We start from the raw sequence: 25,048 nt of genomic DNA on the forward strand, positions 1-25,048 counted from the left end.
CCGTGGTCACCCCCTGCCTCGGGCAGGGGGTTGGGGGGATGGTAGTCCGATGAAACGCATTGCGCTGCTGGGCGCCGGCTTCGCCTACATGGTGCTGCTGATCGAAGCCATCCGTGCCGCCGTGGCCTGGTGGCAGGGCGAACTGGCGCAGCCGGGCTGGAGCGACATCGCGCTGATCGCCGCCTTGCCGCCGCTGGTCTGGATCTGGTGGCGCTACATCTCGCCCTTCGGCCGCGACTGCCAGAAATGCGCGCTGCCGCCCGAGTCGGGCCCGCGCCAGGACAGCTAGTTCCAGACCGTCGCCAGCAGTTGCGGCAGGACCTGCGCCGCGGTGCCGGGCAAGGCCGTCACATGCGGCGTCAGGGTTGTCGGCTGGGGATTGATCTCGATCACCGTCGCGCCACGGCGCAAGGCGCGCCAGGGCAGGCTGGCGGCCGGCTCCACTTCGAGCGAAGCGCCGATGCAGAGCATGGCGTCGCAGGCATCGACGGCATTCATCGCGGCATCGAGCACCTGCGGATCGAGCATTTCGTTGAACCAGACCACGTCGGGCCGCAGGCGCGCGCGGCAGCAGGGACAGCAGGGCACCGGACCGGCCGCCAGACGCAGCCGGGCGAAATCCTCGCGGCTGGCCCAGGGGTCGCAGTCGCGCCACGCCGCGTAGCCGTCGCAGACGCGGCAGATCACCGGCGGCTCGGCCGCGGCAAACGCGGCGTCCTCGTCGATGAAGGGCTTCAGGCGGAACAGGTTGCCGTGCAATTCGATCACGTCGCGGCTGCCGGCCGCCTGGTGCAGGCTGTCGATGTTCTGCGTGACGACGCTGAGCCGCGGCTGCTTGCCGGCGAGTTCGGCTATTGCCTTGTGCCCGGCATTGGGCTGCGCCGCGCCGACGGTCGAGGCCAGATGCACATGCCAGTCCCAAACGCGCTGCGGATCGCGGCGGAAGGCCTGCGGCGTCGCGACTTCGGTCGGATCGGTGTGCGCCCAGAGCCCGGTGAGCCGGTCGCGAAAAGTCGGGATGCCGCTTTCCGCCGACATGCCGGCGCCGGTGAACACCGCCAGGTGCTGTGCCCGGCGCAGGCGGTCGATCAGGCTGGCGTTCAGAGTGGCTATCATGGGCGATATCTCCGCCTGCATTGTGCCACCCCGTGAAATCCAAACCGCCCGAGCCCTGCCCCTGCGGCCGTCCGCTGTCCTATGCCGCCTGCTGCGGCCGCCATCACGCGGGCGTCCCGGCCGCCGATGCCGAATCGCTGATGCGTTCGCGCTACAGCGCCTATGTGCTGGGGCTGGAGGACTACCTGCTGGCGACCTGGCATGCCTCGACACGTCCCGCGGCGCTGGATCTCGAACTCGGGCCGCAGCCGAAATGGCTGGGACTGGAGGTCAGGGCGCGGACCAAAACTGACGACACGGCGACCGTCGAGTTCGTCGCCCGCTGCCGCGTCGGCGGGCGCGCCCAGCGCCTGCATGAGCTCAGCCGCTTCGTGCGCGAGGCCGGGCGCTGGTATTACGTCGACGCAGCGACGGATTGATCCGGAGCCACGGCGATAAATATAGCCATAACAATCAATTAAATAGCCGCGACGACCGAGCCATGAAACAAGTTGTTTCAATTAAGCGTTGAACCGATCGCCACCGCCCCCATCTACCGATGCATGGCAATCATTCCAACGGAGCCGAACATGAAGTCAGACGCAATCCTGAAGTTTCTCGCTGATTCCCGCCGCTACCTCGACCGCTAGCGCCAACAGTTCTCCCGGCGGCTGGTTTTCCTCCTTCCAGTCGCCCGAAGGCTCCTTGCTTAGGAGCCTTCGCCCGTTAACGAGGACGTGACCCTGGACATCGAAACTCCAGCCATAGAAAACCTGCAACCCAGGAGCCGCAAATGACCCACCGCGCCATGAGTCTTATGGACGTTCTCGCCCCACCCGGAAACAACTGGCTGAAAGAACTTTCGCGGCGCAAAACCGATCTGCCGGCTGGCGTGCATATCGTGCGCTTCAGCGACAGCGACGACGAAGCGGCAACGGATGAGGAAAGCGCCGGCGCCAAGTCGCGACGCCGGCAGCCGCGGGCTGCCTGAGGATTCGGGCGCCTGCGCCTAAAGCAGGCGTTCGATGTCGGCCGCGATGTCCTCGGGCTTGTGCGCCGAGGCATAGCGCGCGACCACCTTGCCCTCGCGGTCGACCAGGAACTTGGTGAAATTCCACTTGATGCCTTCCGTGCCGAGCACGCCGGGCGCGGCGGCCTTGAGGAAGGCGAACACGGGATGGGTCTGCTCGCCATTGACGTCGACCTTGGCGAACATCGGGAAACTCACTTCGTAGTTGAGGCTGCAGAATTCACCGATGGCGGCTTCGTCGCCGGGTTCCTGGGCGCCGAACTGGTTGCAGGGAAAACCCAGCACCACCAGGCCGCGCTTGCCATAGCAGCGCCACAGTTCTTCCAGCCCCGCGTACTGCGGCGTGAAGCCGCAGCCGCTGGCGACATTGACGATCAGCAGCACCTTGCCCGTGTAATCCTTCATCGACTGCTTGCCGCCGTCGAGGCGACGTGCGGACAGCTGATACAGCGCGCTCACTGGACCACCCTCCCCCCTGCCCCGGCCCCACGGCCGGCTCTGCATAGCCGGCCGGCTGCGGCAGCGCAGAGCAATGCTCTGCGAAACCCTGCCTTCGCCCCAAGGCAAGGGGTGATGGCGGTTCGCCGCTGCGCGGCTCCGAGTCGTGGCTGGCGCCCCTTCGGGCGGCCGTGCGGCGCGCTCATTTTGCCGGGTCGAGCTTGGCCGCGTAGCGTTTGAGATCGGCCAGGCGCAAGACTTCGAGCGCCGCTGCCGAGGTGGATTCGAGCACCACCAGCGGCGCCTTGCCGGCCTCCAGGGCTTCCTGCCAGCGCGCCGAACACAGGCACCAGCGCTCGCCCGGCTTGACGCCGGGGAAATCGAATTCGGGATGCGGCGTCGACAAATCGTTGCCGCGTGCGCGCGAGAAGGCCAGGAACTCCTCCGTGGCGACGATGCAGACACCGTGGTTGCCGATATCCTCCTCGGTCACCTGACAGTCCCCGGTGCGGAAGAACCCGGTCATCGGGTCGGTGCTGCAGGGCTGCAGGACGCCGCCCAGGACATTCTTTGCAAGATCATGCATGTTGTTCTCCAGAGTCTTCCGGATTATTGACCACGGGCGCAGACATAGGTTTGCCGACGGCAAAAAAAATGGCCCGCGAACGGGCCATTTCCCATGCTCGACAAAAGGGCTTAGAGACCGGCGTCGTCCCGCAGCGCCGCTGCCTTATCGGTGGCTTCCCAGGTGAATTCCGGCTCGTCGCGGCCGAAGTGGCCGTAGGCGGCGGTCTTTTCGTAGATCGGGCGCAGCAGGTCGAGCATCTGCACGATGCCCTTCGGCCGCAGGTCGAAATGCTTCTTCACCAGTTCGGCGATGGTCGCGTCGGCGACCTTGCCGGTGCCCTGCGTGGTGACCCAGACCGAGGTCGGCTCGGCGACGCCGATGGCGTAGGAGATCTGCACCAGGCACTTGCTGGCCAGCCCGGCGGCAACGATGTTCTTCGCTACATAACGGCCGGCATAGGCAGCGGAGCGGTCGACTTTCGACGGGTCCTTGCCGGAAAAGGCGCCGCCGCCGTGAGGCGCCGCGCCGCCGTAGGTATCGACGATGATCTTGCGCCCGGTCAAGCCGCAGTCGCCCTGCGGTCCGCCGACGACGAAGCGTCCGGTGGGGTTCACCAGGTACTTGATCTCGCCCTTGATGAGCTCCTTGGGCAGGATGGGCTTGATGATTTCCTCGATCACGGCTTCGCGGATCTGCTCCAGCTCGATGTCGGGGGCATGCTGGGTGGAGATCACCACGGTGTCGATCGAATGCGCCTTGCCGTCCTGGTAGCGGATCGTTACCTGCGACTTGGCGTCGGGGCGCAGCCAGGGCAGGCGGCCGTCGCGGCGCAGCATGGCCTGGCGCTCGACCAGGCGGTGCGAGAGGTAGATCGGCAGCGGCATCAGCACCGGGGTTTCGTCGCAGGCGTAGCCGAACATCAGGCCCTGGTCGCCGGCGCCCTGGTTCAGGTTGTCGTCGTAGGCCTTGTTCACGCCCTGGGCGATGTCCGGGCTCTGCTTGTCGTAGGCCACCAGCACGGCGCAGCCCTTGTAGTCGATGCCGTATTCGGTGTTGTCGTAGCCGATGCGCTTCAGCACATTGCGCGCAACATTGATGTAATCGACATTGGCGCTGGTGGTGATCTCGCCGGCCAGCACCACCAGACCGGTGTTGCACAGGGTTTCGGCGGCAACGCGGGAATGCGGATCCTGCGCCAGGATGGCGTCGAGGATGGCATCGGAAATCTGGTCGGAAACCTTGTCCGGGTGGCCTTCGGAAACCGATTCCGAGGTGAAGAAGTACTCGTTTGCCATAGTGTCCTGCTCCAGAAACTGAAACGCCCCACAATTGGCGAGGCCAGCTATGGGGCGAGAGCAGGCGACGCTTTAGCGATATTTGTTTTCCGACCGCCGCTTTTCCCCGGGGGTCTTCTCCGCCTCGCAAGTTGTCTTTTTAACTCGGCGGAACAGCGCGCATTGTAGGTCCGGACCGCGGTGGGCGTCAATCCGGACGAAATGAATGACCTTGCGCCACGGTGGGCTATCCCCTGCCGCGCCCGGCGCGAGGTGTCGATCATCGGTCAGCGGCCGCGGCAGACCGAAGTCTGCCCCACATTGCTTAGCGGGTGGGGTGGGCGAAGCCGCGCTTCGAGCCGGCGATGAAGTCGGCGACTTCGGCCACGGCGGCGCTGCCCATGCTGCGCATTTCGGCCAACGCCTGTTCCAGCGGCACGCGCGCATACAGCATCCGGTAGGCCCCCTTCAGTGCGGCTATCTCGTCCTTGCCGAAACCGTTGCGCTTGAGGCCGACCAGATTGAGGCCGCGGGCGCGGCCCGGGTTGCCGTCGGTGATGCAGAAGGGCAGCGCGTCCTGCACCACCTTGGCCGACAGCCCGATCATCGCGTTCCTGCCGATGCGGCAGAACTGGTGCACCGTGACGGCCGCCGAGATGAAGGCGCGGTCGTGCACCACGACTTCGCCGGCGATGCCGGCGGTATTGGCCATCACCACATTGTTGCCGACCACGCAGTCGTGCGCGACGTGGCTGTAGGCCATCAGGAAGCAGCCGTTGCCCAGGCGAGTGACGCCGCCGTCGCGTGAGCCGCGATGCACCGTGACGCCCTCGCGCAACCAGTTGTCCTCGCCGATCTCGGTGTAGGAGACGCAGTCCGCCTTGAACTTGAAGTCCTGCGGATCGCCGCCGATCACGGCGTGCTCGGCGATGCGGCTGCGCGCGCCGATGCGCGTATGGCGCTTGATCACGGCATGCGCGGCGACTTCGCAGGCATCGCCGAGCACCACGTCCTCCTCGATCACGGCGAAGGGGCCGATGCGCACGCCGGCGCCGAGCTTGGCGTCGGAAGCGACAACCGCGCTGGCGTGAATAGTCATGCCAGGGCCTGGCGGATCGCGCCGGCGATGCGCCTGATCTGCTCGTCCTTCAGCATCGGCGAGATCGGCAGCGAGAGGCAGCGCTGCGCCGTGCGCTCGGTGACCGGCAACTTCACGTCGCCGTGGCTGGCGGCGAACATCTCCTGCCGATGCAGCGGCACCGGGTAATACACGGCGCAGGCGATGCCGGAATCGCTCAGCACTTTCTGAATCACGTCGCGGCGGTCGGACAGTATCGTGTACTGGTGATAGACATGCCGGCCATGGCCGTCGGCGTACGGCGTCTCGACCAGTCCCGCGAGCTGCTCGTTGTAAGAGTTGGCGATGGCGATACGGCGCTCGTTGAAATGGTCGAGGCGCTTGAGCTTGACGCGCAGGATCACGGCCTGGATTTCGTCCAGGCGCGAGTTGTAGCCCAGCACATGATGGTGGTAGCGCACGCGCGAACCGTGGCTGGCCAGCACGCGCATTTCCGCCGCGAGCTTGTCGTCGTCGGTGATCATCAGGCCGCCGTCGCCGAAAGCCGAGAGATTCTTCGAGGGATAGAAGGACGTGCAGCCGATGTCGCCATAGGCACCCGACTTGCGTCCGGCATAGTCGGCGCCGAAGGACTGCGCGGCATCCTCGATGAGTTTCAGGCCGTGCTTTGCGCACAGGGCCTTGAGCGGCGCCAACTGCACCGGCTGGCCGAAGATATGCACCGGCAGGATAGCGCGGGTAGCGGGCGTGATCGCGGCCTCGACCTGGTTCAGGTCGAGGCTGAAGGTACGCGGATCGATATCGACGAAGACCGGCCTGGCGCCGCACATGACAATGGTCGAGGCGGTGGCGACGAAGGTGAAGGGCGTCGTGATGACCTCGTCGCCGGGTCCCAGGCCGATCGCGCGCAGCGCGATCAGCAGCGCGTCGGTGCCCGAGGCGCAGGAGATCGCGTGCTTGACGCCGGCATAGGCGGCGGCTTCGGCCTCGAAGGCCTTGACGTTGGGGCCGCCGATGTACTGGCAGGCGGCCAGCGCCTCGCACACGGCGGGTTCGATTTCGTCCTTCAGCAAGGCGTACTCGGCCTTGAGGTCAAGCATCGGGATGTTCATGGTTATGGCTTCAAGAAAGCGTTAGCTTCGGGAAAGTGAATTCTGGCGCGCGGCGATCATGCGGTCGATCTCCAGCGCGATGGCCAGCGCGTCGCGGCCCTCGCGGCCGCTGACCACCGGCGCAGTACCGTTCGTCACCGCGGCGACGAAGGCTTCGATCTCGGTCATCAGCGCATCGCCGGGGGCTTGCTGGAAGGTCTCGGTGTCGATTGGTTCCTCGCCTTCCACCAGGGCTTCGCGGCGCCGCGAAATGCCGATGCGGCGGTCGCCGAAATCGACGGAAATGTATTCGTGGTGCTGAAATACGCGCAGGCGGCGCAAGGATGCGGTCGAAGTGCGGCTGGCGGTCAGGTTGGCGACGCAGCCGTTGGCGAATTCGATGCGCGCGTTGGCGATGTCGATGCCGTCGGTCAGCACCGAGACGCCCGAGGCGCGCAGGTCCGCGACCGGGCTGACGACCAGCGGCAGGATCAGGTCGAGATCGTGGATCATCAAGTCGAGCACCACCGAAACGTCGATGCCGCGCGCCTTGAACGGCGCCATGCGGTGGGCCTCGATGAACACCGGCCGCTTGATCTGGTCCTTCACCGCGAGCCAGGCCGGATTGAAGCGTTCGAGATGCCCGACCTGCAGCACCAGATGTTTCGCGTCGGCCAGCGCGATCAGTTCGTCGGCCTGCGCCACGGTCACGGTGATCGGCTTTTCCGCGAGGACATGGACGCCGGCGGCGAGGCAATCGCGCGCCACGGCATGATGGGTTTCGGTGGTGCTGGCGACCGAGACCAGGTCGATCTTTCCGCCGGCGAGCAGCTCGCGGTACTCGGTGAAGGCCGCGACGCCCAGCTCTTTCGCCACGCGCTGCGCGGTTTCGGCATGGGCATCGACCACGCCGACCAGTTCCACGCCGCGGTGCGCAGCACTGAGCGCGGCATATTTTTGGGCATGGAAGCGGCCCAGGTAGCCGACGCCGATTACGGCAGCACGCAGTTTCTTGGTCATGACGGGGAAATCGGAGGGGTGGTTTGAGGGGCGGACAGTAGGCGATAATTCTACTTGCTTTGGCACCTTCCCATTCTTCGATGCCCTCCCTGTTCCCCGTTGTATTCAAGGCGCTGGCCCGTTTGCCGCTGCCGCTGCTGCACAACCTCGGCGCGCTCGCCGGCTGGCTGGCGTGGCTCCTGTCGGCCACCTACCGGCGCAATTTTTTGCGGCACATCGAACAGGCCGGCCTGACGCAGGCGAAGACGGCGGCGATTGCCGAGGCCGGCAAGGCGCTGCTGGAACTGCCGAAAATCTGGCTGCGGCCGCAGCAGGAAGTGGTCGGGCGCGTGGTCAGGGTTTCCGGCTGGGAACTGGTCGAAGACGCCTGGCGCCAGGGACGCGGCATCCTGTTCCTGACGCCGCACCTGGGCTGCTTCGAGATCGCCGCGCAGTACTACGCGGCAAGGAAGCCGATGACCGTGCTTTACCGCCGGCCCAAGCAGGACTGGCTGGCGCCGCTGATCGAGGAGGGGCGCGGCGCCAACCTCAAGCTGGCGCCCGCCGACCTGTCCGGCGTGCGGCGCCTGCTGAAGGCGCTGAAAAGCGGTGAGGCCGTCGGCATGCTGCCCGACCAGGTGCCCGGCAACGGCGAAGGCGCCTGGCTGCCCTTCTTCGGCCGCCCTGCCTACACCATGACGCTGGCGGCGCGCCTGGCGCAATCCGTACCCGGCGGCGCCACGGTACTGCTGGCCTATGGCGAACGCCTGCATTACGGTGCCGGCTTCCACCTCAAACTGTTTGCGCTGTCGGCGCCGCTGGCCGGCGACCTGGCGCAACGCGCGACGCAGCTCAACCGCGAGCTGGAGACGCTGATCCGCCAGTGTCCCGCTCAATATCTGTGGGGCTACAACCGCTACAAGGTGCCGGCCGGCGCCGAGCCGCCACCCGAAGCCGACGCGCACTCATAGGCCGCTCGACACAAGCGCGATTCCGGATATCAGCAGCAGGCCGAAAATCAGCCTCTGAAAATCATGATTCGTGAATCGCCGGAAGATTCGCGATCCCAGCCAGGCGGAAATGATGATCGGCAGGGCCGCGGCCAGAACCAGTTGCAGGCTGCGCGCGTTGACCAGTCCCGTGGCGAGGTAGAAGCCGACGATCAGGACCTGGATGCCGATGAAGAATGACTGGGAGGTTGCGCGCTGGGTTTCCTTGTCCCAGCCGCGCAGGGCGCACCAGAGGATGACCGGTGGCCCGGGAATTCCGGTTGCGCCACCCAGAATTCCGGCCAGCAGCCCGACTCCGCCGTCGGCGCGTTTGTTGCCACGGCGGAATACCGGCAGTTCCTTGATTCCCAGCATGACACTGCAATAGACGATGAGGACGATGCCGATGCTGGCGCGAAACGCGGTTGCGTCGAGCAGCGGCAGCAGCAGTACGCCGACCGGAACGCCAAGCACGCCGCCGATCAGAAAGGGCGTCGCATGCTCGGCCCTGAGCCTGGTCCCGACACTCGACAGCGAGGTGATCTGCCCCAGCAGTGAGGTGATGACTACGGTGGGGGCCAGCACCTGCGGCTCGACGATCCAGGCCAGCAGCGAGGTGGCGACCAGGGCAAAGGCGAATCCCGACAGGCCCTGGATGAACCCGGCCAGCGTCGCGACCACGATAACCTGAACAATGACTGGATCCATGGCGGTCGGCTGCCTTACGGCAAGGCCGCTATTCGGCGCAGGTCGCGCGCCCGGATGCCGGCGAGCTCGGGAGCGAAGAAGGCGGCTCGCCCGCCTGCACCACGGTAACCGCGATCACATGAAACACGTCCTCGCTGCTGCAACCCCGCGAGAGGTCGTTGGCCGGCTTGGCCAGCCCCTGCAGCAGCGGCCCGATGGCGACGGCGCCACCGATGCGCTCCGCCAGTTTGTAGCCGATGTTTCCCGCTTCGAGGTTTGGGAAGATCAGCACGTTGGCGCGACCCTTCACCCGCGATTCCGGCAGTTTGCGACTCGCGATGTGGGCAACGATCGCGGCGTCGAGCTGAACGTCGCCATCGATGCATAGACCGGGCCGCCGGGCCTTGACGCGATTCGTGGCGGCGACCACCTTATCCACGGCGGCGTGTTTCGCGCTCCCGTCCGTGGAGAACGAAAGCATGGCCACCCGGGGTTCTTCCATCAGGAGGCTGCTCGCACTATCGACAGCCGCCAGGGCGATTTCGGAAAGCTCTTCGGCGTTGGGATCGACCACGAGGCCGCAATCGGAAAAGATCAGTCCTCCCTTCAGCGAGTGGAAGGGTTCGCACAACATCATCAGGAAGAAGCTCGACACCAGCTTGATGTCGGGGTTTACGCCGATTACCTGGATTGCCGTGCGCACGACATCGGCCGAGGTACGGACCGCGCCGGAGACGGTGCCTTCGGCGAGCCCCTGGCGAACCAGCAGGTTGGCGCAGACGAGGGGGTCCCTTGCGCTCGACTCGGCCTGTGCCATGGACAAACCCTTGTGGCGCCGCAGTTCGTACAGGGCCTGTGCCAGTTCCCGCTGGTTTGGGGCCTCCGCCGGATCGTGAAAGTCGATGCCGGCGAGTTCCAGTCCTTGCCTGCGGGCGGCTTCCGCGATGCGCGCGCGGTCGCCCACCAATATGATGCGGGCAATGCCTTGCCGTGTCGCGCGAACCGACGCCTCGAGAATGCGAGGATCTTCAGCTTCGGACATGGCGATGCGAACCGGGGCTTCTCGGGCTCGATCTATGATCCGGTGGAGCGCTTTCATCGGTCTAAATCCTCGCGCAGCTCGGTGACGAGTGCAAAAAAGAGCGGAACCACGATCCGGTCAGCATGGTTCCGAAAAAAGCTCAACCCGGAGGAGAAAGAGGGTGAGCGGAGAACATCGACGGTCCTTGCCGGCATCGACGCGAGATCACCGCCGCAGGGCGGTGATCTCCATGGCCCGGCCTCGCCTCAGACGTAGTCCTTGTATTTTTCGAGGTGGCGCACCGGTTTGGATAGGGCGTCGCGACGGAAGGGATCGCCGAGTTCCCGGGTGCACATGATCTCGATGATGCAGGTCTTGCCCTGGTTCATCTGCAGGTCGATGGCCTTTTTCAGTGCCGGGCCGACGTCCTCCAGCTTGTCCACCGTGATGCCCTCGGCGCCCATCGCGCGGGCGATGCCGGCGAAGGACTGGTTGTCGAGTTCGCCGGCGACGAAGCGGCGGTTGTAGAAATCGACCTGGTTCTTCTTTTCCGCGCCCCACTGGCGGTTGTGGAAGACCACAGCGGTGACCGGAATGTCGTGGCGCACGCAGGTCATGGTTTCCATCAGGCTCATGCCCCAGGCGCCGTCGCCGGCATACGAGATCGCCGGGCGATGCGGCGCCGCGACCTTGGCGCCGATGATGGTCGGGAAGGCGTAGCCGCAGTTGCCGAAGCTCATCGCGGCGAAGAAGCTGCGTGGCTTCTCGAAGCGCAGGTAGCTGTTGGCGACCGAGTTGATGTTGCCGATGTCGGTGGACACCATGACGTCCGCCGGCATGGCCTTTTCGAGTTCGCGCAGCACCTGGCGCGGGTGCAGGTAGCTGCCGCCGCTGAAGGGCTTCTCCTTGCCGTTCTCGTCGATCATGTCGAGACTGAAGGGATCGTGCTCGTGGGTCCATTCGTCGAGTTCCTTCTCCCACGCGGCCTTCTCGACCGCGATCGTCGCCGCGCGCCCGGCCTTGCTGGCGTCGCAGGCCAGCGTACGTCCGCTCAGGCGCTGCGTCAGCGCGATGGCCGCCGCCTTGGCGTCGCCGCAGATGCCGACGGAAATCTTCTTGACCAGGCCGAGCATCTTGTTGTCGGCGTCGATCTGGATGATCTTGGCCTTGGTCGGCCAATAGTCCATGCCGTGCTGCGGCAAGGTGCCGAAGGGGCCGAGGCGCGAACCGAGCGCGACCACCACGTCGGCCTGCGCCATCAGCTTCATCGCCGCCTTCGAGCCCTGGTAGCCCAGCGGGCCGCACCACAGCGGATGGCTGGCGGGGAAGGAGTCGTTGTGCAGGTAGCTGTTCACCACCGGCGCGCCGAGGCGCTCGGCCAGCGCCTTGCATTCCTCGACGCCGTCGGCCATGACCACGCCGCCGCCGGAAATGATCACCGGGAATTTGGCCTGCGCCAGCAGTTCGGCCGCTTCGTTGAGGCTCTTCTCGCCGCCCGGGCCGCGATCGAGGCGGAAGGGCTGGGGAATCTCGCAGGTGATGTCGCCGTAGAAATAGTCGCGCGGGATGTTGAGCTGGGTCGGGCCCATTTCGCTCATGGCACGGTCGAAGCAGCGGCCGGTGTATTCGGCCATGCGCTTGGGATTATTCACATGGCCCTGGTACTTGGTGAATTCCTCGAACATCGGCAACTGGTTGGCCTCCTGGAAGCCGCCCAGGCCCATGCCCATGGTGCCGGTTTCCGGCGTCACGAGCACCACCGGGCTGTGCGCCCAGTAGGCGGCGGCGATGGCCGTCACGCAGTTGCTGATGCCGGGGCCGTTCTGGCCGATACAGACGCCGTGGCGGCCGGAAACGCGCGAATAGCCGTCGGCCATGTGGCCGGCGCCCTGCTCATGCACCACCGGGATCAGGCGGATGCCGGCCGGGGCGAAGATGTCCATGGCGTCCATGAAGGCCGAACCCATGATGCCGAACATGTCGGTCACGCCGTTGGCGACCATGGTTTCGACGAAGGCTTCGGACGGGGTCATGCGGGTCGGGCCTTCGGGCACCGTACGCGGGTCTGGCTTGCTCATGATCTGCTTGCTCTCCTCGATGGGGAATCGATAAATCGGTACCGAATCGATACCGAATCGATACCAAATGTTCCGATATTCAAAATCAGACCCGACTTTAGAGGCTAAAAAAGCGAAAGTCAATAAAAAATGAAACATCTTGTACCGATAAATCAAATTCGCTATGATGCGTGGACCATGAATGAACCAAGATCGACTCCCCAGCCGGAACCGCTGCGCATCGACGGCGACACCCCGGCCTTGCGCCTGTTCGCCCTGCTCGAAGTCATCGCCGGCCGCGACCAGTTCTTCAACCTGCAGGGCCTGGTCGACGAAACCGGCCTGCCCAAGCCGACCGTGCATCGCATGCTGCAGCAGCTCGAAGCCGCCGGCATGCTGCAGCGGGAAAGCGACGGCCGCCACTACAGCACCGGCCTGCGCCTGCGCCGGCTGGCCGAGAACCTGCTGCTCAACAACACCGTACATGGCGCGCGCCACGCGGTGCTGCGCAAGCTGGTCGAGGAAGTCGGCGAAAGCTGCAACATCACCGCGCTGTCGGGCAGCGAAGTGCTCTATCTCGACCGCGTCGAGACCGTCGCGCCGCTGCGCTTCTACCTCCATCCGGGATCGCGCGTGCCCGCCCACTGTTCGGCCAGCGGCAAGCTGTTCCTGGCGCAGATGAGCGCAAGCCAGCGCAAGCGCCTGCTCGAACAGGTGCCGTTGGAGCGCTACACGCCGCGCACCATCACCGACCCCACCCTGCTGGAAGCCGAAATCCGGCGCGTGAAGCAGGACGGCCATGCCTGCGACGACGAGGAGTTTCTGCCGGGCCTGTTCTGCGTCGCCATGCTGGTGCCGGCCGCCGACGGCGGCCGCTCGAATACCGGCATCGCGATCCAGGCCCCGGTGATGCGCCTGTCGCACGACCGGCTCGGCGAACTGTTGCCGCCGCTACGCCGCGCCGCGGAAGCCATCGCCGCGATCGACGCCGCGGCGATGCCCTCAGCCGGCGGCCGGGCCAGCGCGTGACGGAAAACCTTGCCGGTGGTCCCGACCGCGAGGTCTCGGTGCGCGAGACCTTCGGCATCGATGTCGACCTGAGGGTGCCGGCCTTCGGCGAGCGCGACGACCACGTGCCGGAAATCGACACGGTGTACCGCTTCAACCCCGAGGTGACGCTGGCCATCCTCGCCGGCTTCGCCAACGATCGCCGGGTGATGTTGCAGGGTATGCACGGCACCGGCAAATCGACCCACATCGAGCAGGTCGCGGCGCGGCTCAACTGGCCCTGCGTGCGCATCAATCTCGACGGCCACATCAGCCGCCTCGACCTGGTCGGCAAGGATGCCATCGTACTCAAGGACGGCCTGCAGGTCACCGCCTTCCAGGAAGGCATCGTGCCCTGGGCGCTGCAGCGGCCGGTGGCGCTGATCTTCGACGAATACGACGCCGGCCGCCCCGACGTGATGTTCGTGATCCAGCGCATCCTCGAACGCGACGGCAAGTTCACCCTGCTCGACCAGAACCGCGTGATCAAGCCGCATCCTGCGTTCCGCCTGTTCGCCACCTCGAACACGGTCGGGCTGGGCAACCTCTCCGGCCTCTACCACGGCACGCAGATGCTCAACCACGCCCAGATCGATCGCTGGAACATCGTCGCCACACTCAACTACTTGCCGCACGCCGAAGAGGTCGCGATCGTGCTGGCGCGCGTGCCGGGCAAGGACAACGAACGCGGCCGGCAACTGGTCGGCTCGATGGTCGCGGTGGCGGACCTGACGCGCAAGGGCTTCGCCGTCGGCGACCTGTCCACGCTGATGTCGCCGCGCACCGTGATCAGCTGGGCGGAGAACTGCGAAATCTTCCGCGACCCGGCGCTGGCCTTCCGGCTTTCCTTTCTCAACAAGTGCGACGATGCCGAGCGACCCATCGTCGCCGAGTACTACCAGCGCTGCTTCGGAGCCGAACTCGACGAATCCTGGATGCGCTCGACGCATCGGGAATGAGCGCTGTTCGGCAGGCGCAACAGATTGAGGAACTCTGCGCCGCCACGCTGCGCGCCCTGACCGGCGACAGCGAACTGCATTACGCCGGGCATCGCCTGCAACGCGGCTCGCGTGTGATTCCGGCCTATGCGCCGCATCTGCAAACCAACGCCACCGCTGACGATTTCGCTGCCTGCCGCGCCGCCGCCGACGGCATGGCGCTGCGCCTGCTGCACAGCGATGCCGACCTGCACCGCGGCCATTGCCCGTCCGACCCGGTCGAGCGGCTGATCTTCGAACTGCTCGAACAGTTGCGCGTCGAGACCCTGGTGCCGACGGCCATGCCGGGCATGGCCGGCAACCTGCGCCTGCGCTTCGAAGCCTGGTCGCGCGCCTTCCACGCATCGGGACTGACCGACAGCAGTCTCGGCATCCTGCTCTACACCGTGACGCAGATCTGCTGGTCGCGCCTCAATGCCCTGCCGGTACTGGAAGAGGACTTGATCGAGACCACGCGCGCCGGCATTGCGGCGGTGATCGGCACGCCGCTGGCCGGACTGCGCCGGTCGCGCCACGACCAGGCAGCGTTCGCCCTGCATGCGCTGGCCATCGCCCGCATCGTCGGCGAGCGCGTGCGCGCCGAAGACGAAGATAGCAGCGACGAAAGAGATGCAGCAAAGGAGGCTGCAAAGCGCAGCTTCGCCCTGCTGCTGGATTTCGAGCGGGAAGAAACCGAAGCCTTCGCCGCCACAAGCTCGGGCGAGAGCAAGGCGTTCAAGGAAAGCGAATCAGGCTATCGCGTGTTCACCACGCGCTTCGACGTCGAAGTGAATGCGGCCGGGCTGGTGCGCAAGGCGCTGCTGGTCGAATACCGCCGGCGCCTCGATGCGCGCGTGGCACGCCAGGGCATCAACCTCTCGCGCCTGGCGCGGGTGTTCGCCGCCGTGCTGACCACGCCCGAGCGCGACGGCTGGCGCTTCGATGAGGAGGACGGGCGCATCGACGGTCGGCGCCTGGCGCAACTCGTCAGCTCGCCGGCCGAGCGCCGCCTGTTCCGCCAGGAGCATTTGCGGCCGCGGGCCACCAGCGCGGTCGGCATCCTGATCGACTGCTCCGGCTCGATGAGCGGTCTGGCCGAAACCCTGGCAACCCTGGTCGACATCCTGGTGCGCGCGCTGGACATGGCCGGCGTCGACAGCGAGGTGCTGGGCTTCACTACGGGCGCGTGGAACGGCGGCCGTGCCTGGAAGGAATGGCAGGCCCAGGGCCGACCGCCGCAGCCGGGGCGGCTCAACGAGGTTTGCCACCTGGTGTTCAAGAATGCCGGGCGCAACTGGCGGCGCTCGCGTGCCAACATCGCGGCGCTGCTCAAGGCCGACCTGTTCCGCGAGGGCATCGACGGCGAGGCGGTGGACTGGGCCTGCGACCGCCTGCTGGCGCGCACGGCCGAACGGCGCATCCTGCTGGTGATTTCCGACGGCTGCCCGATGGACAGCGCCACGGCCCTGGCCAACGACGCTTTCTACCTCGACAACCATCTGAAGGAGGTCGTAGCGCGGCGCGAACGCCAGGGTAAGGTTCAGATCCTCGGCTTCGGCGTCGGGCTCGACCTCAGTCCGTTTTATCGCCGTGTCGCCAGCGCCAACTTTGCGCAGGGTCTCGACAACCAGCTGTTCTTCGACATCGCCGGCCTGCTGCGCAAGCGCTAGCAGGCTCCGGGTCAGGACTCAGCGGGTTCGAAGGTGCTCGCCATGTCCGCCGCGGCGCGTTGCAGGCTGGGCACGAACTCCAGCGCGCGGCCGATCGAGAGCCGCGCGACCGGTGCCTGCAGGGCCACGCTGGCGATCATGCGGCCTTTCGCATCCATGACCGGCACGGCGATCCCGACCACCCCGGCCTGGAGTTCCTCGTTGTTCAGGCCCACCTTGGTGATCGCGATGCTTTCCAGCTGAGCCTCGATGGTCGCGGCGTCGGTGATGGTGTTGTCGGTGTAGCGCTTGAAACTCAGGGACTCCAGGATCCGGCGCCGCTTGGCCCTGGGCATCTGGCTGAGGAACAGCTTGCCGCTCGAGGTGCAATGCAGCGGCACGCGCGACCCCGGCTTGAGGTTGGCCTTGAGCGACCAATCGGTTTCGATGCGATCGATGTAGATGATCTCGTCGCCGCCGAACATCGCCAGGTTGCAGGTTTCGCCGATCTCATCGACCAGGCGGCGCAGGATCACGCGACGTTCGGCACGGACCGAGTTGTTGGTCATGACGTCGAGGCCGAAACGCGCCAGGCGATGTCCGACGCCATAGCTCTTGCCGGTCGGTTCGCGCTGCATCAGGCCGGCGGCTTCGAGCATCGAGAGGATGCGGAAAGCCGTTGCAGGCGGCAGGCCGGACTGCTCGACGATTTCGGACAGCGCCACCGGACGTTCCGACTTCACCACGATTTCCATGATGGCAAAGGCCCTCAAGGCTGCCGCCGACACGTTGCTGGCTTCGGTCATTGAAGCTCGACTCCACAGGATTGCGATGGCATCAGTATATAAGCGCGGCAGGCCGCATGAATCATAAATATCAAAAAATGGAATAAATATTTTCGTTAATGCGAAATTTAGTTGGAAATTTTGGTTAAGGTCGCGTATATTTCAAAAAAACGAAACACGTTGTTTCGTTTACCAGCCCACCAGAAGGCCACCGCGCAACACAGACCCAGAACAACGTCAGGAGGAGACCACCATGCAACTCACGACCCCGAAACTGTTCCGCGAAGTACTGTTTTTCCTGGCAGCGCTGTTTGCTGTCACCGGCGCCATCGGCCAGGAAAAATACCCGCAGCGCCCAATCGAATTCATCGTGCCCTGGGGACCGGGCGGCGGCGCCGATCAATTGGCGCGCAAGCTGGGCAAGCTGCTCGAAGCCGACCTCAAAACCTCGTTCCCGGTGATCAATGTTCCGGGCGCCACCGGCAATACCGGCATGACCAAGCTGCTCAGCGGACAGGCCGATGGCTATTCGATGGCCATCCTGATCGGCGACACCGCCGCGACGCTGGTCGCGGGCGGTGCGCGCTGGAAGCTGGCCGACGTCACGCCGTTGGCTATTGCCATCCGCCAGCCGTCCGGGCTCTTCGTCAAGGCCGACAGCCGCTTCAAGACCTGGAACGACGTGGTCGCCGAAGCCAAGGCCAAGCCCGGCACGCTCAAGGTGGCGATTCTCGGCTTCGGCAGCGCCGACGACATCACGATGAACTTCCTCGCCGGCAAAGGCATCAAGGTGATCGGCGTACCCTTCGCCAGTCCCGGCGAGCGCTACAGCTCGATTCTTGGCGGACACGCCGACCTGCTGTTCGAGCAGGCCGGCGACATCCACAGCTTCCTCACCAGCAAGCAGATGCGGCCGCTGATCGTCTTCGGCGAGGAGCGCATGGAAGAGTTCCCGGATGTCGTCTCGTCCAAGGAAGCCGGCCTCGAAATCTACCTGCCGCAGTTCCGCTCGCTGGTGATGAAAGCCGGTACCGACCCGCAGCGCGTCAAGCTGGTGGCCGACGCCATCGCCCGCGCCGTGAAGTCGCCCGAGTACGCGGCCTTCCTCAAGGAGTCGCTGGCGCGCAAGGACAGCTTCCTGCCGGCTTCCGAGGCGCAGACCTTCATCGCCGGCGAGGTCGACACCATGCTGAAATTCAGCCCCAAGAAGTAAGACGGCCCAAATCGAACCGGAACGGGAATAGCCATGCTGAACCGCTTGCTGCGCGCTGCGCCCTACCTCGTGGTGCAGTTGGCCGCGATATATCTCTACCAGGTGGCGGGCCGCATCGAGTTTCCGGCGGCCCCGGGCCGGATCGGGCCGGATTTCTGGCCCAAGTCCATCCTGGTGCTGCTGGGCCTGGTCTGCGTCTATGAAATCATCAAGAACCTGCTGATCGGCGAGACCTTCACTGCGGCCGGCCTGCTCGAAAAACTCATGAAGGACAGCGGGGCAAACGCAGGCGAGGAGAAGCTGCGCAGCTACCCGCTGCTGCTCGTCAGCGGCATCGTGCTGACCATCATTTATGTCGTCACCATCGACAAGCTCGGTTTCTTCCTCGCCACGATCGCCTACCTGGCGCTGTTCATGGTCATCGGGCGCTATCGGCGCTGGGGCGTCATTGCCATCGCCAGCGTGCTCGGTGCGCTGGGGTTGATGTTCATTTTCATGAAAGTGGTTTACGTGTCCTTGCCGCTCGGGGTCGAGCCTTTCTCGGCGGTTTCGCTCTGGCTGCTGGCAACCATGGGAGTACATTGATGGATGCCCTGATCCACCTCGGCAACGGTTTCCTGCAGGTGCTGCAGCCGGCCAACCTGCTGGTGCTGTGCATCGGCCTGGTGCTGGGCATGCTGGTCGCCGTGCTGCCCGGCCTGACTCTGGTGATGGGCGTGGTTCTGGCGCTGCCTTTCACCTACACCATGGAATTGCTGCCGGCGATCATCCTGCTGACGGCCATGTATGTCTCCGGAACCTACGGTGGCGCCTTCACCGCGATCCTGTTCCGCATTCCGGGCGAGCCGATCGACGTACCCCTGCTGTGGGACGGCTACACCATGGCACGCCAGGGCCAGCCGGCCAAGGCCCTGGGCTGGACCCTGTTCGCCGCGCTGGGCGGCGGCCTGATCACGACCCTGGTCATGGTGCTGGCATCGGGGCCGGTAGCCAAGTTCGCCCTGACATTTTCGTCGCCCGAGTACTTCGCCATCATCATCTTCGGCCTCGCCAGCGTGGTATCGCTCGGCGGCGGCTCGATCACCAATGCCGCCATCAGCCTGATGCTCGGCCTGCTGATCGCCACCGTCGGCGTCGATTCGATTTACGGCGCCGAGCGTTTCGCCTTCGGCGTGTCCTTCCTCCAGGATGGCATCGAGTACCTGCTGGTGATGGTCGGCGCCTACGGCCTCGGCGAGGTGTTCACCCGCATGGAAAAAGGCTTTGCCGGCGACGGCACGACGGCCGATACGGATCGCCGCATCAGCACCGAATTCCCGACGCTGGCCGAGATGCTCAGGCTCAAGATGACCTTCCTGCGCAGTTCGCTGGTCGGCATCGTGGTCGGCATCATCCCGGGTGCCGGCGCCACCGTCGCCTCCTTCGTCGCCTACGGCGCCGAAGGCCAGTACGGCAAGCGCGGCAAGGAACTCGGCAGCGGCATCGCCGAAGGCATCGTCGCGCCGCAGACGGCAGCGACCTCGTCGGTCGGCGGCGCGATGATCCCGCTCTTGACCATGGGCATCCCCGGCAGCGGCGCCACCGCCATCATCCTCGGGGCCTTCCTGCTGCACGGCATGCAGCCTGGACCGCAGGTCTTCGTCACCTCGGGGCCTTTCGTCTATGCCGTGTTCGCCTCGATTTTCCTTGGCGTCATCGGCATGTGCATCATCGGCTACTTCGCCATCAAGCCCCTAGTCAAGGTGCTCGAACTGCCCGAGGCGGTGGTCTCCGCGTTTGTCGTGCTGTTCTGCTTCATCGGTGCCTTCGCCGCGCGCAACAACCTGTCCGATCTCTACGTCATCATGGGCTTCGGCATCCTCGGTTACCTGTTCGAGAAGTTCGATTTCCCCATTGCACCGATGGTGCTCGGCGTCATTCTCGGGCCGCTGGCCGAAAGCTCTTTCATGACCATGATGGTCAGCCACGGCAACGACTGGACGGTACTGATGGGACGGCCAATCAGCGCCACCGTCATGGTGCTGGCAGTAATTGCACTGGTGTATCCGATTCAACGACAACTGCGCGAACGAACCCGGCGCAACGGAACATAGCGGCAGCGAGGCCGCATCGGCATGGACAAGATCGTCACCCCCCTGATAAACGCGGCGCGCGCGGCGCAGCGCCAATTCGAACAGTGCAGCCAGGAGCAGGTCGATGAGGCCGTGCTTGCCGTCGGCTGGGCCATCATGGAGCCGGGGCGCAATCGCACGCTGGCGGAAATGGCGGTACGCGACACCGGGCTGGGCAACGTCGAGGACAAGATTCAGAAGAACTACCGCAAGACCCTCGGCCTGCTGCGCGACCTCAAGGGCGTCAGGACGGTAGGCGTGATCGCCGAATACCCGGAACTCGGCCTGGTCGAAATCGCGCGCCCGGTCGGCGTCGTGGTCGCCATCACGCCCTCCACCAACCCCGGGGCGACACCCGCCAACAAGATCATCAACGCCCTCAAGTGCCGCAACGCGGTGATCGTCGCTCCGTCGCCCAAGGGGCTATCCACCTGCGCCGCGCTGGTCGGCTACATCCACGCCGAACTGCAGAAGCTCGGCTTGCCGCTCGACCTGGTCCAGCACCTGCCGGCGCCGGTGACCAAGGAAGCCACCCAGGCGCTGATGAAGCAGGCCGACCTGGTGGTGGCCACGGGATCGCAGAACAACATCCGCGCCGCCGCGACCTGCGGCACGCCGGCCTTCGGCGTCGGCGCCGGCAATGTCGCCGCGATCGTCGATGTCGGCGCCGATCTCGATGCGGCCGCTGCCGCAATCGCCGCCTCGAAAACCTTCGACAACGCGACCAGTTGTTCGTCGGAGAACAGCGTCATCGTTCTCGATCAGGTATATGCGCAGGCGGTCGCCGCACTTCAGGCCGTCGGCGGCATCGTGCTGAACAGCGACGAGAAAGCCCGGCTGCAGGCGGCAATGTGGCCGCAAGGCAAGCTGTCGAGCGCGGTCACCGCGCAGGCGGCGGCCAGGCTTGCCGAACTGGCGGGACTGACGGACGAGCGATTCAGGCACGCCCGCTTCCTGATGGTCGAAGAAACCGGAACCGGTCCGGCCTATCCGTTTTCCGGCGAAAAGCTGTCGCCGGTGCTGACCGTCTATCGGGCGCGCGACTTCGACGATGCCTGCCGCCTGGTCGGCGACATCTATGCCTTCCAGGGCGCCGGCCACTCGGTCGGCATCCACACCGACGACGACGCGCACATCCTGCGCCTCGGCCTGGAACTGCCGGTCAGCCGCGTCATCGTGAACCAGGCGCACTGTTTCGCCACCGGCGGCGCCTTCGACAACGGCCTGCCGTTTTCGCTGTCGATGGGTTGCGGCACCTGGGGCGGCAACAACTTCTCCGACAACATGACTTACCGGCAGTACATGAACACCACGCGCATAGCGCGCAAGATTGCGCCGCGCATGCCGAGCGACGAGGAAATCTTCGGCGACTACCTGCGGCGGCATGGTGCCTAGGCATACTTTCCCCAATCCCGACCGAGAGCCTGCGGCCATGCAAAGAACCATCCGCGACCATGTGGATCACCAGGCGGCCGAGCGTCCCGAGGCGACCTACCTGATCGCTCCCGAAAGCGGGCGCAGCATGAGTTTCGGCGCGCTGCAAAGCGCCTCGCGCCGCCTTGCGCACAGCCTCATTGCGCGCGGCATCGAGCCCGGCGACAAAGTCGCCCTGCTGATGCCGAACGGGTACCAGACCTGCCGCCTGTTCGTCGGCGTCATGTATGGCGGATTCTGCGTCACGCCGATCAACCTCCTGGCACAGGCCAGCCAGCTGGCCTACGTGCTCGAGCACTGCGACGCCAAGCTGGTCTTCGTCTCGCCCGACCAGCTCGGACGCCTGAACGAAGCGCTGACTGCCGTCCCGCGTTCGATCGAAGTGGTGGTCTGCCATCCGGATGTCGAGGAATTCATCGAGGGCGCAGAAACCGAGGCTGGCCTGCCGCCGCTCACGGAGGATTCCGCGGCATTGCTGATGTACACCTCGGGTACCACGGGCAAGCCGAAAGGCGTGGTGCTGAGCCACCGCGCGGTGATTGCCGGCGGCGAATATGTTTCCCGCGCGCATCAACTGACCGAGGCGGATCGCGTCATGGCCGTGCTGCCGCTGTACCACATCAACGCGCAGATCGTCACCGCCACCGCGCCTCTGGTGCATGGCGGCAGCCTGGTGCTGCCGCAGCGCTTCAGTGCCTCAACCTTCTGGGAGACTGTCGCCGCACAGCGCTGCACCTGGATCAACGTGGTGCCGACCATCATCGTCTACCTGCTCAACGGCGCGACGCCGAAGGACAAGGGACTCGACACCTCCGCGGTGCGCTTCTGCCGCTCGGCCTCGGCGCCGTTGGCGCCCAGCCACCACCGGGCCTTCGAGGACAAGTTCGGCATCGGCATCATCGAGACCATGGGCCTGACCGAAACCGCAGCGCCCTGTTTCACCAACCCGCTCGACCCAACGCGACGCAAGATCGGCAGCCCGGGCCAGGCCTACGGCAACGCCGCGAAAATCATCGATGCCACGGGCAAGACCCTGGCGCCGTGCCAGACCGGCGAGATCATGATCCGCGGCGACAATGTCATGCAGTGCTATTACAAGAATCCCGAGGAAACCGCGAAGAGCATCACCGCGGATGGCTGGCTGCATACCGGAGACCTCGGCTATCTCGACGAGGACGGCTTTGTCTTCGTCACCGGCCGCCTCAAGGAACTGATCATAAAGGGTGGCGAGAACATCGCACCGCGCGAGATCGACGAGGCCCTGCTCAGGCACCCGGCCCTGCTCGAAGCCGCCGCCGTAGGCATTCCCGACGACAACTACGGCCAGGAGATCATGGCCTGCGTGGTGCTCAAGCCGGACCAGACCTGCTCCGAGGCGGAATTGCGCAGCTACTGCGAGGCTGCGCTGGGCAATTACAAGACGCCGCGCCAATTCCGCTTCGTGCAGGAGCTGCCGAAGGGCCCGTCGGGCAAGGTGCAAAGGCTGAAGCTGCTTGAGCTCCTTGCTGCGACGACGCAAAGAGACAGTCCCTAACCGAAATTGCCGGTGGCGCGCCTTGGGCAGCCCACATCCTTCAAAGCGGGCCAAGCCTCAAGTTTTCAATGCGCCGCATCGCAAGTCGAAACGCATTGTGCATTGCGTTTTGACGTCACAGATTCCGATTTCGTTTCATTTGTCGGCTTCCCTATCGATTTGTCTTGCCAGCGGAGACGGTTTTTAACGATAGTTCGCGCATGCAATATTGAAACGTATCGTTTCATATTTACACTGATGCGGCGCCGTAGAAACGTACGGCAGGGAGGAAGCGGGGATGTCCTTAGTTTTCGACTACATCGTAGTCGGCGCCGGATCGGCGGGCTGTGTCCTGGCCAATCGGTTATCGGAGGATCCCCTGAAAAGCGTCCTGCTGCTCGAGGCCGGCGGCGACGACTGGAATCCCTGGATTCACATTCCGGTCGGTTACTTCAAGACCATGCATGACCCGAAGCTGGACTGGTGCTATCTGACCGAACCGGATCCGGGCATCGCCAATCGCCAGCTCCAATGGCCGCGCGGCAAGGTGCTGGGCGGTTCCAGTTCCCTCAACGGTTTGTTGTACATTCGCGGCCAGCGGGCCGACTACGATCACTGGGCGGATTTGGGCAACCCGGGCTGGCGTTACGACGATGTGCTGCCCTATTTCCGGAAGTCGGAAGACCAGCAGCGCGGGGCCAACGAGTATCACGGAGTCGGCGGGCCGCAGAAGGTTTCGGATCTTCGCCTGAATCGCCCGATCGCCGACCACTTCGTCAGGGCGGCCCAGGAAATCGGCATTCCCTTCAACGAGGATCCGAACGGGGCGGAACAGGAAGGCGTCAGCTATTTCCAGCAGACGGCACACAAGGGGCTGCGCTGGAGCACGGCAAAAGGCTTCCTCAAGCCCGCGCGTCGACGCCCGAATCTGCAGCTTGAAACCCGCGCCCAGACCACGCGCGTGCTGTTCGAGGGCAGGCGTGCCGTCGGTGTCGAATTCATGCAGGGCGACCATAGGCGACAGGCCACGGCCAGAGCTGAAGTGATCCTGTCGGCCGGTGCGATCGGTTCGCCACAGATTTTGCAGTGTTCAGGGATCGGCTCCGCCGGACTGCTGCAGCGGGTGGGCGTGCCGGTGGTGCTCGACTTGCCCGGGGTGGGAGAAAACCTCCAGGATCACCTTCAGGTCAGGCTGGTGTTCAAGACCCGCGAGCGCACGCTGAACGACGAGGTCAATAGTCCGCTGAACAAACTGTGGATCGGCATGCAGTACATCCTGTCGCGGACCGGCCCGCTTACGCTGGCCGCGAGTCAGGTCGCGATCTTCACGCGCTCCGGCCCCAATGTGACCCGGCCGGACATCCAGTTCCACATGCAGCCACTGAGCGCGGACAAGCCCGGTGAAGGGGCGCATCGCTTTTCCGCCTTTACGTCGTCGGTCTGTCAACTGCGCCCGTTCAGCCGCGGACGCATCGAAATCAAGTCGGCCGATGCCCTGAAGTACCCGACGATCCATCCGAATTACCTGTCGGATCAACGGGATTATCCGGTGGTCATAGGCGGCATCAGAATGGCCCGCCGCATCGCGCAAGCGCCTGCGCTGGCTCCCCATATTGTTTCCGAATTCGTACCGGGGGCGCAATTCCAGACCGACGCGCAACTGCTCGACGCGGCAAGGCGCTACAGCCAGACGATCTATCACCCGGTGGGCACCTGCAAGATGGGCACCGACTCCTTGGCGGTGGTCGATGAGCGGCTCAGGGTGCGCGGCATTTCCGGATTGCGCGTGGTCGATGCGTCGATCATGCCGGAGATCGTCTCCGGCAACACCAACGCGCCAACAATAATGATTGCCGAGAAGGCCGCCGACATGATTCGCCAGGATGCCGGCAAGTGAAGAATTTTGGAATTGCCCATGAGGCAATGGTGGACTCCTTGTGATCCGACGGATTCCGGAGTCCGGTTTTTAAAATAACGGAGGAGGCAATGATG

The 25,048-nt window shown here is 65.0% G+C and carries 24 protein-coding genes; 13 read left to right on the forward strand and 11 right to left on the reverse strand.

Annotated features, from left to right (window positions below; translation table 11 throughout):
• The first annotated feature begins 49 nt into the window (after positions 1–49).
• Complete coding sequence (locus RMO95_RS03755) at positions 50–289, forward strand: hypothetical protein (RefSeq protein WP_310449254.1); 240 nt, start codon at positions 50–52, stop codon at positions 287–289.
• Here RMO95_RS03755 and RMO95_RS03760 read toward each other — a convergent pair.
• Positions 286–1,116, reverse strand: a complete 831-nt coding sequence (locus tag RMO95_RS03760; protein WP_310449255.1) for an SIR2 family NAD-dependent protein deacylase — start codon at positions 1,114–1,116, stop codon at positions 286–288. The genes RMO95_RS03755 and RMO95_RS03760 overlap by 4 nt on opposite strands.
• A gap of 32 nt (positions 1,117–1,148) precedes the next feature.
• Between RMO95_RS03760 and RMO95_RS03765 the strand changes: the two genes are divergently transcribed.
• Complete coding sequence (locus RMO95_RS03765; RefSeq protein ID WP_310449256.1) at positions 1,149–1,535, forward strand: YchJ family protein; 387 nt, start codon at positions 1,149–1,151, stop codon at positions 1,533–1,535.
• 353 nt (positions 1,536–1,888) lie between these two features.
• Positions 1,889–2,086 (forward strand): hypothetical protein, encoded by a 198-nt coding sequence (locus tag RMO95_RS03770; protein WP_310449257.1) that lies wholly within the window; start codon positions 1,889–1,891, stop codon positions 2,084–2,086.
• Positions 2,087–2,104: 18 nt separating this feature from the next.
• Here the strand turns inward: RMO95_RS03770 and RMO95_RS03775 are convergent, their stop codons facing one another.
• From RMO95_RS03775 to RMO95_RS03800, 6 genes are all read right to left on the reverse strand, one after another.
• On the reverse strand, positions 2,105–2,584 hold the full coding sequence (locus RMO95_RS03775) for a glutathione peroxidase (RefSeq protein ID WP_409574924.1): 480 nt from the start codon (positions 2,582–2,584) through the stop codon (positions 2,105–2,107).
• A gap of 181 nt (positions 2,585–2,765) precedes the next feature.
• Entirely contained in the window at positions 2,766–3,149 is a 384-nt protein-coding gene (locus RMO95_RS03780) for a DUF2237 domain-containing protein (RefSeq protein ID WP_310449259.1), read from the reverse strand.
• Positions 3,150–3,259: 110 nt separating this feature from the next.
• Positions 3,260–4,426: a methionine adenosyltransferase gene (gene metK, locus RMO95_RS03785; RefSeq protein ID WP_310449260.1), complete on the reverse strand. Its 1,167-nt coding sequence runs from the start codon at positions 4,424–4,426 to the stop codon at positions 3,260–3,262.
• 304 nt (positions 4,427–4,730) lie between these two features.
• Positions 4,731–5,504 carry an acyl-ACP--UDP-N-acetylglucosamine O-acyltransferase gene (gene lpxA / locus RMO95_RS03790; protein WP_310449261.1) on the reverse strand — a complete coding sequence of 258 codons (774 nt, stop codon included), beginning with the start codon at positions 5,502–5,504 and terminating at the stop codon, positions 4,731–4,733.
• The gene (locus tag RMO95_RS03795) at positions 5,501–6,595 is read right to left on the reverse strand and encodes a DegT/DnrJ/EryC1/StrS family aminotransferase (protein WP_310449262.1); all 1,095 of its coding nucleotides are present in this window, start codon (positions 6,593–6,595) and stop codon (positions 5,501–5,503) included. The genes lpxA and RMO95_RS03795 overlap by 4 nt, the downstream gene beginning before the upstream one ends.
• A 21-nt stretch (positions 6,596–6,616) precedes the next feature.
• Positions 6,617–7,594 (reverse strand): Gfo/Idh/MocA family oxidoreductase, encoded by a 978-nt coding sequence (locus RMO95_RS03800; RefSeq protein WP_310449263.1) that lies wholly within the window; start codon positions 7,592–7,594, stop codon positions 6,617–6,619.
• Positions 7,595–7,674: 80 nt separating this feature from the next.
• Here RMO95_RS03800 and RMO95_RS03805 point away from each other — a divergent pair, with 80 nt between their 5' ends.
• Positions 7,675–8,544, forward strand: coding sequence for a lysophospholipid acyltransferase family protein (locus tag RMO95_RS03805; RefSeq protein WP_310449264.1), 870 nt, complete (start codon positions 7,675–7,677; stop codon positions 8,542–8,544).
• Here RMO95_RS03805 and RMO95_RS03810 read toward each other — a convergent pair.
• From RMO95_RS03810 to xsc, 3 genes are all read right to left on the reverse strand, one after another.
• Positions 8,539–9,270, reverse strand: coding sequence for a sulfite exporter TauE/SafE family protein (locus tag RMO95_RS03810; RefSeq protein WP_310449265.1), 732 nt, complete (start codon positions 9,268–9,270; stop codon positions 8,539–8,541). The genes RMO95_RS03805 and RMO95_RS03810 overlap by 6 nt on opposite strands.
• 28 nt (positions 9,271–9,298) lie before the next feature.
• Positions 9,299–10,348, reverse strand: coding sequence for a phosphate acetyltransferase (gene pta / locus RMO95_RS03815; RefSeq protein ID WP_310449266.1), 1,050 nt, complete (start codon positions 10,346–10,348; stop codon positions 9,299–9,301).
• A 188-nt stretch (positions 10,349–10,536) separates the two neighbouring features.
• Positions 10,537–12,348 (reverse strand): sulfoacetaldehyde acetyltransferase, encoded by a 1,812-nt coding sequence (xsc, locus tag RMO95_RS03820; protein ID WP_310449267.1) that lies wholly within the window; start codon positions 12,346–12,348, stop codon positions 10,537–10,539.
• Positions 12,349–12,525: 177 nt separating this feature from the next.
• On the opposite strand from xsc, the gene RMO95_RS03825 reads away from it, so the two are divergent.
• From RMO95_RS03825 to RMO95_RS03835, 3 genes are read left to right on the forward strand one after another with little or no spacing between them, the layout of a single operon-like run.
• Positions 12,526–13,356: an IclR family transcriptional regulator gene (locus RMO95_RS03825; protein WP_310449268.1), complete on the forward strand. Its 831-nt coding sequence runs from the start codon at positions 12,526–12,528 to the stop codon at positions 13,354–13,356.
• Complete coding sequence (locus tag RMO95_RS03830) at positions 13,353–14,333, forward strand: AAA family ATPase (protein ID WP_310449269.1); 981 nt, start codon at positions 13,353–13,355, stop codon at positions 14,331–14,333. The genes RMO95_RS03825 and RMO95_RS03830 overlap by 4 nt, the downstream gene beginning before the upstream one ends.
• Complete coding sequence (locus RMO95_RS03835) at positions 14,330–16,021, forward strand: cobaltochelatase CobT-related protein (RefSeq protein WP_310449270.1); 1,692 nt, start codon at positions 14,330–14,332, stop codon at positions 16,019–16,021. The genes RMO95_RS03830 and RMO95_RS03835 overlap by 4 nt, the downstream gene beginning before the upstream one ends.
• A gap of 11 nt (positions 16,022–16,032) precedes the next feature.
• Here RMO95_RS03835 and RMO95_RS03840 read toward each other — a convergent pair whose 3' ends face one another.
• Positions 16,033–16,806, reverse strand: coding sequence for an IclR family transcriptional regulator (locus RMO95_RS03840; protein ID WP_310449271.1), 774 nt, complete (start codon positions 16,804–16,806; stop codon positions 16,033–16,035).
• 232 nt (positions 16,807–17,038) lie between these two features.
• Between RMO95_RS03840 and RMO95_RS03845 the strand changes: the two genes are divergently transcribed.
• From RMO95_RS03845 to RMO95_RS03870, 6 genes are all read left to right on the forward strand, one after another.
• Positions 17,039–17,998, forward strand: a complete 960-nt coding sequence (locus RMO95_RS03845) for a tripartite tricarboxylate transporter substrate binding protein (RefSeq protein ID WP_310449272.1) — start codon at positions 17,039–17,041, stop codon at positions 17,996–17,998.
• A 33-nt stretch (positions 17,999–18,031) separates the two neighbouring features.
• Positions 18,032–18,583: a tripartite tricarboxylate transporter TctB family protein gene (locus RMO95_RS03850; RefSeq protein ID WP_310449273.1), complete on the forward strand. Its 552-nt coding sequence runs from the start codon at positions 18,032–18,034 to the stop codon at positions 18,581–18,583.
• Complete coding sequence (locus RMO95_RS03855) at positions 18,583–20,091, forward strand: tripartite tricarboxylate transporter permease (protein ID WP_310449274.1); 1,509 nt, start codon at positions 18,583–18,585, stop codon at positions 20,089–20,091. Before RMO95_RS03850 ends, RMO95_RS03855 begins: the two co-directional genes overlap by 1 nt.
• Positions 20,092–20,112: 21 nt before the next feature.
• Complete coding sequence (gene sauS / locus RMO95_RS03860; protein ID WP_310449275.1) at positions 20,113–21,504, forward strand: acylating sulfoacetaldehyde dehydrogenase; 1,392 nt, start codon at positions 20,113–20,115, stop codon at positions 21,502–21,504.
• Positions 21,505–21,541: 37 nt separating this feature from the next.
• Entirely contained in the window at positions 21,542–23,077 is a 1,536-nt protein-coding gene (locus tag RMO95_RS03865; protein WP_310449276.1) for an AMP-binding protein, read from the forward strand.
• 277 nt (positions 23,078–23,354) lie between these two features.
• Positions 23,355–24,953 carry a choline dehydrogenase gene (locus RMO95_RS03870; RefSeq protein WP_310449277.1) on the forward strand — a complete coding sequence of 533 codons (1,599 nt, stop codon included), beginning with the start codon at positions 23,355–23,357 and terminating at the stop codon, positions 24,951–24,953.
• Positions 24,954–25,048: the final 95 nt, after the last annotated feature.

Origin of the sequence: Sulfuritalea sp. (assembly GCF_031426875.1) — a bacterium.
Lineage (GTDB): Bacteria > Pseudomonadota > Gammaproteobacteria > Burkholderiales > Rhodocyclaceae > Sulfuritalea.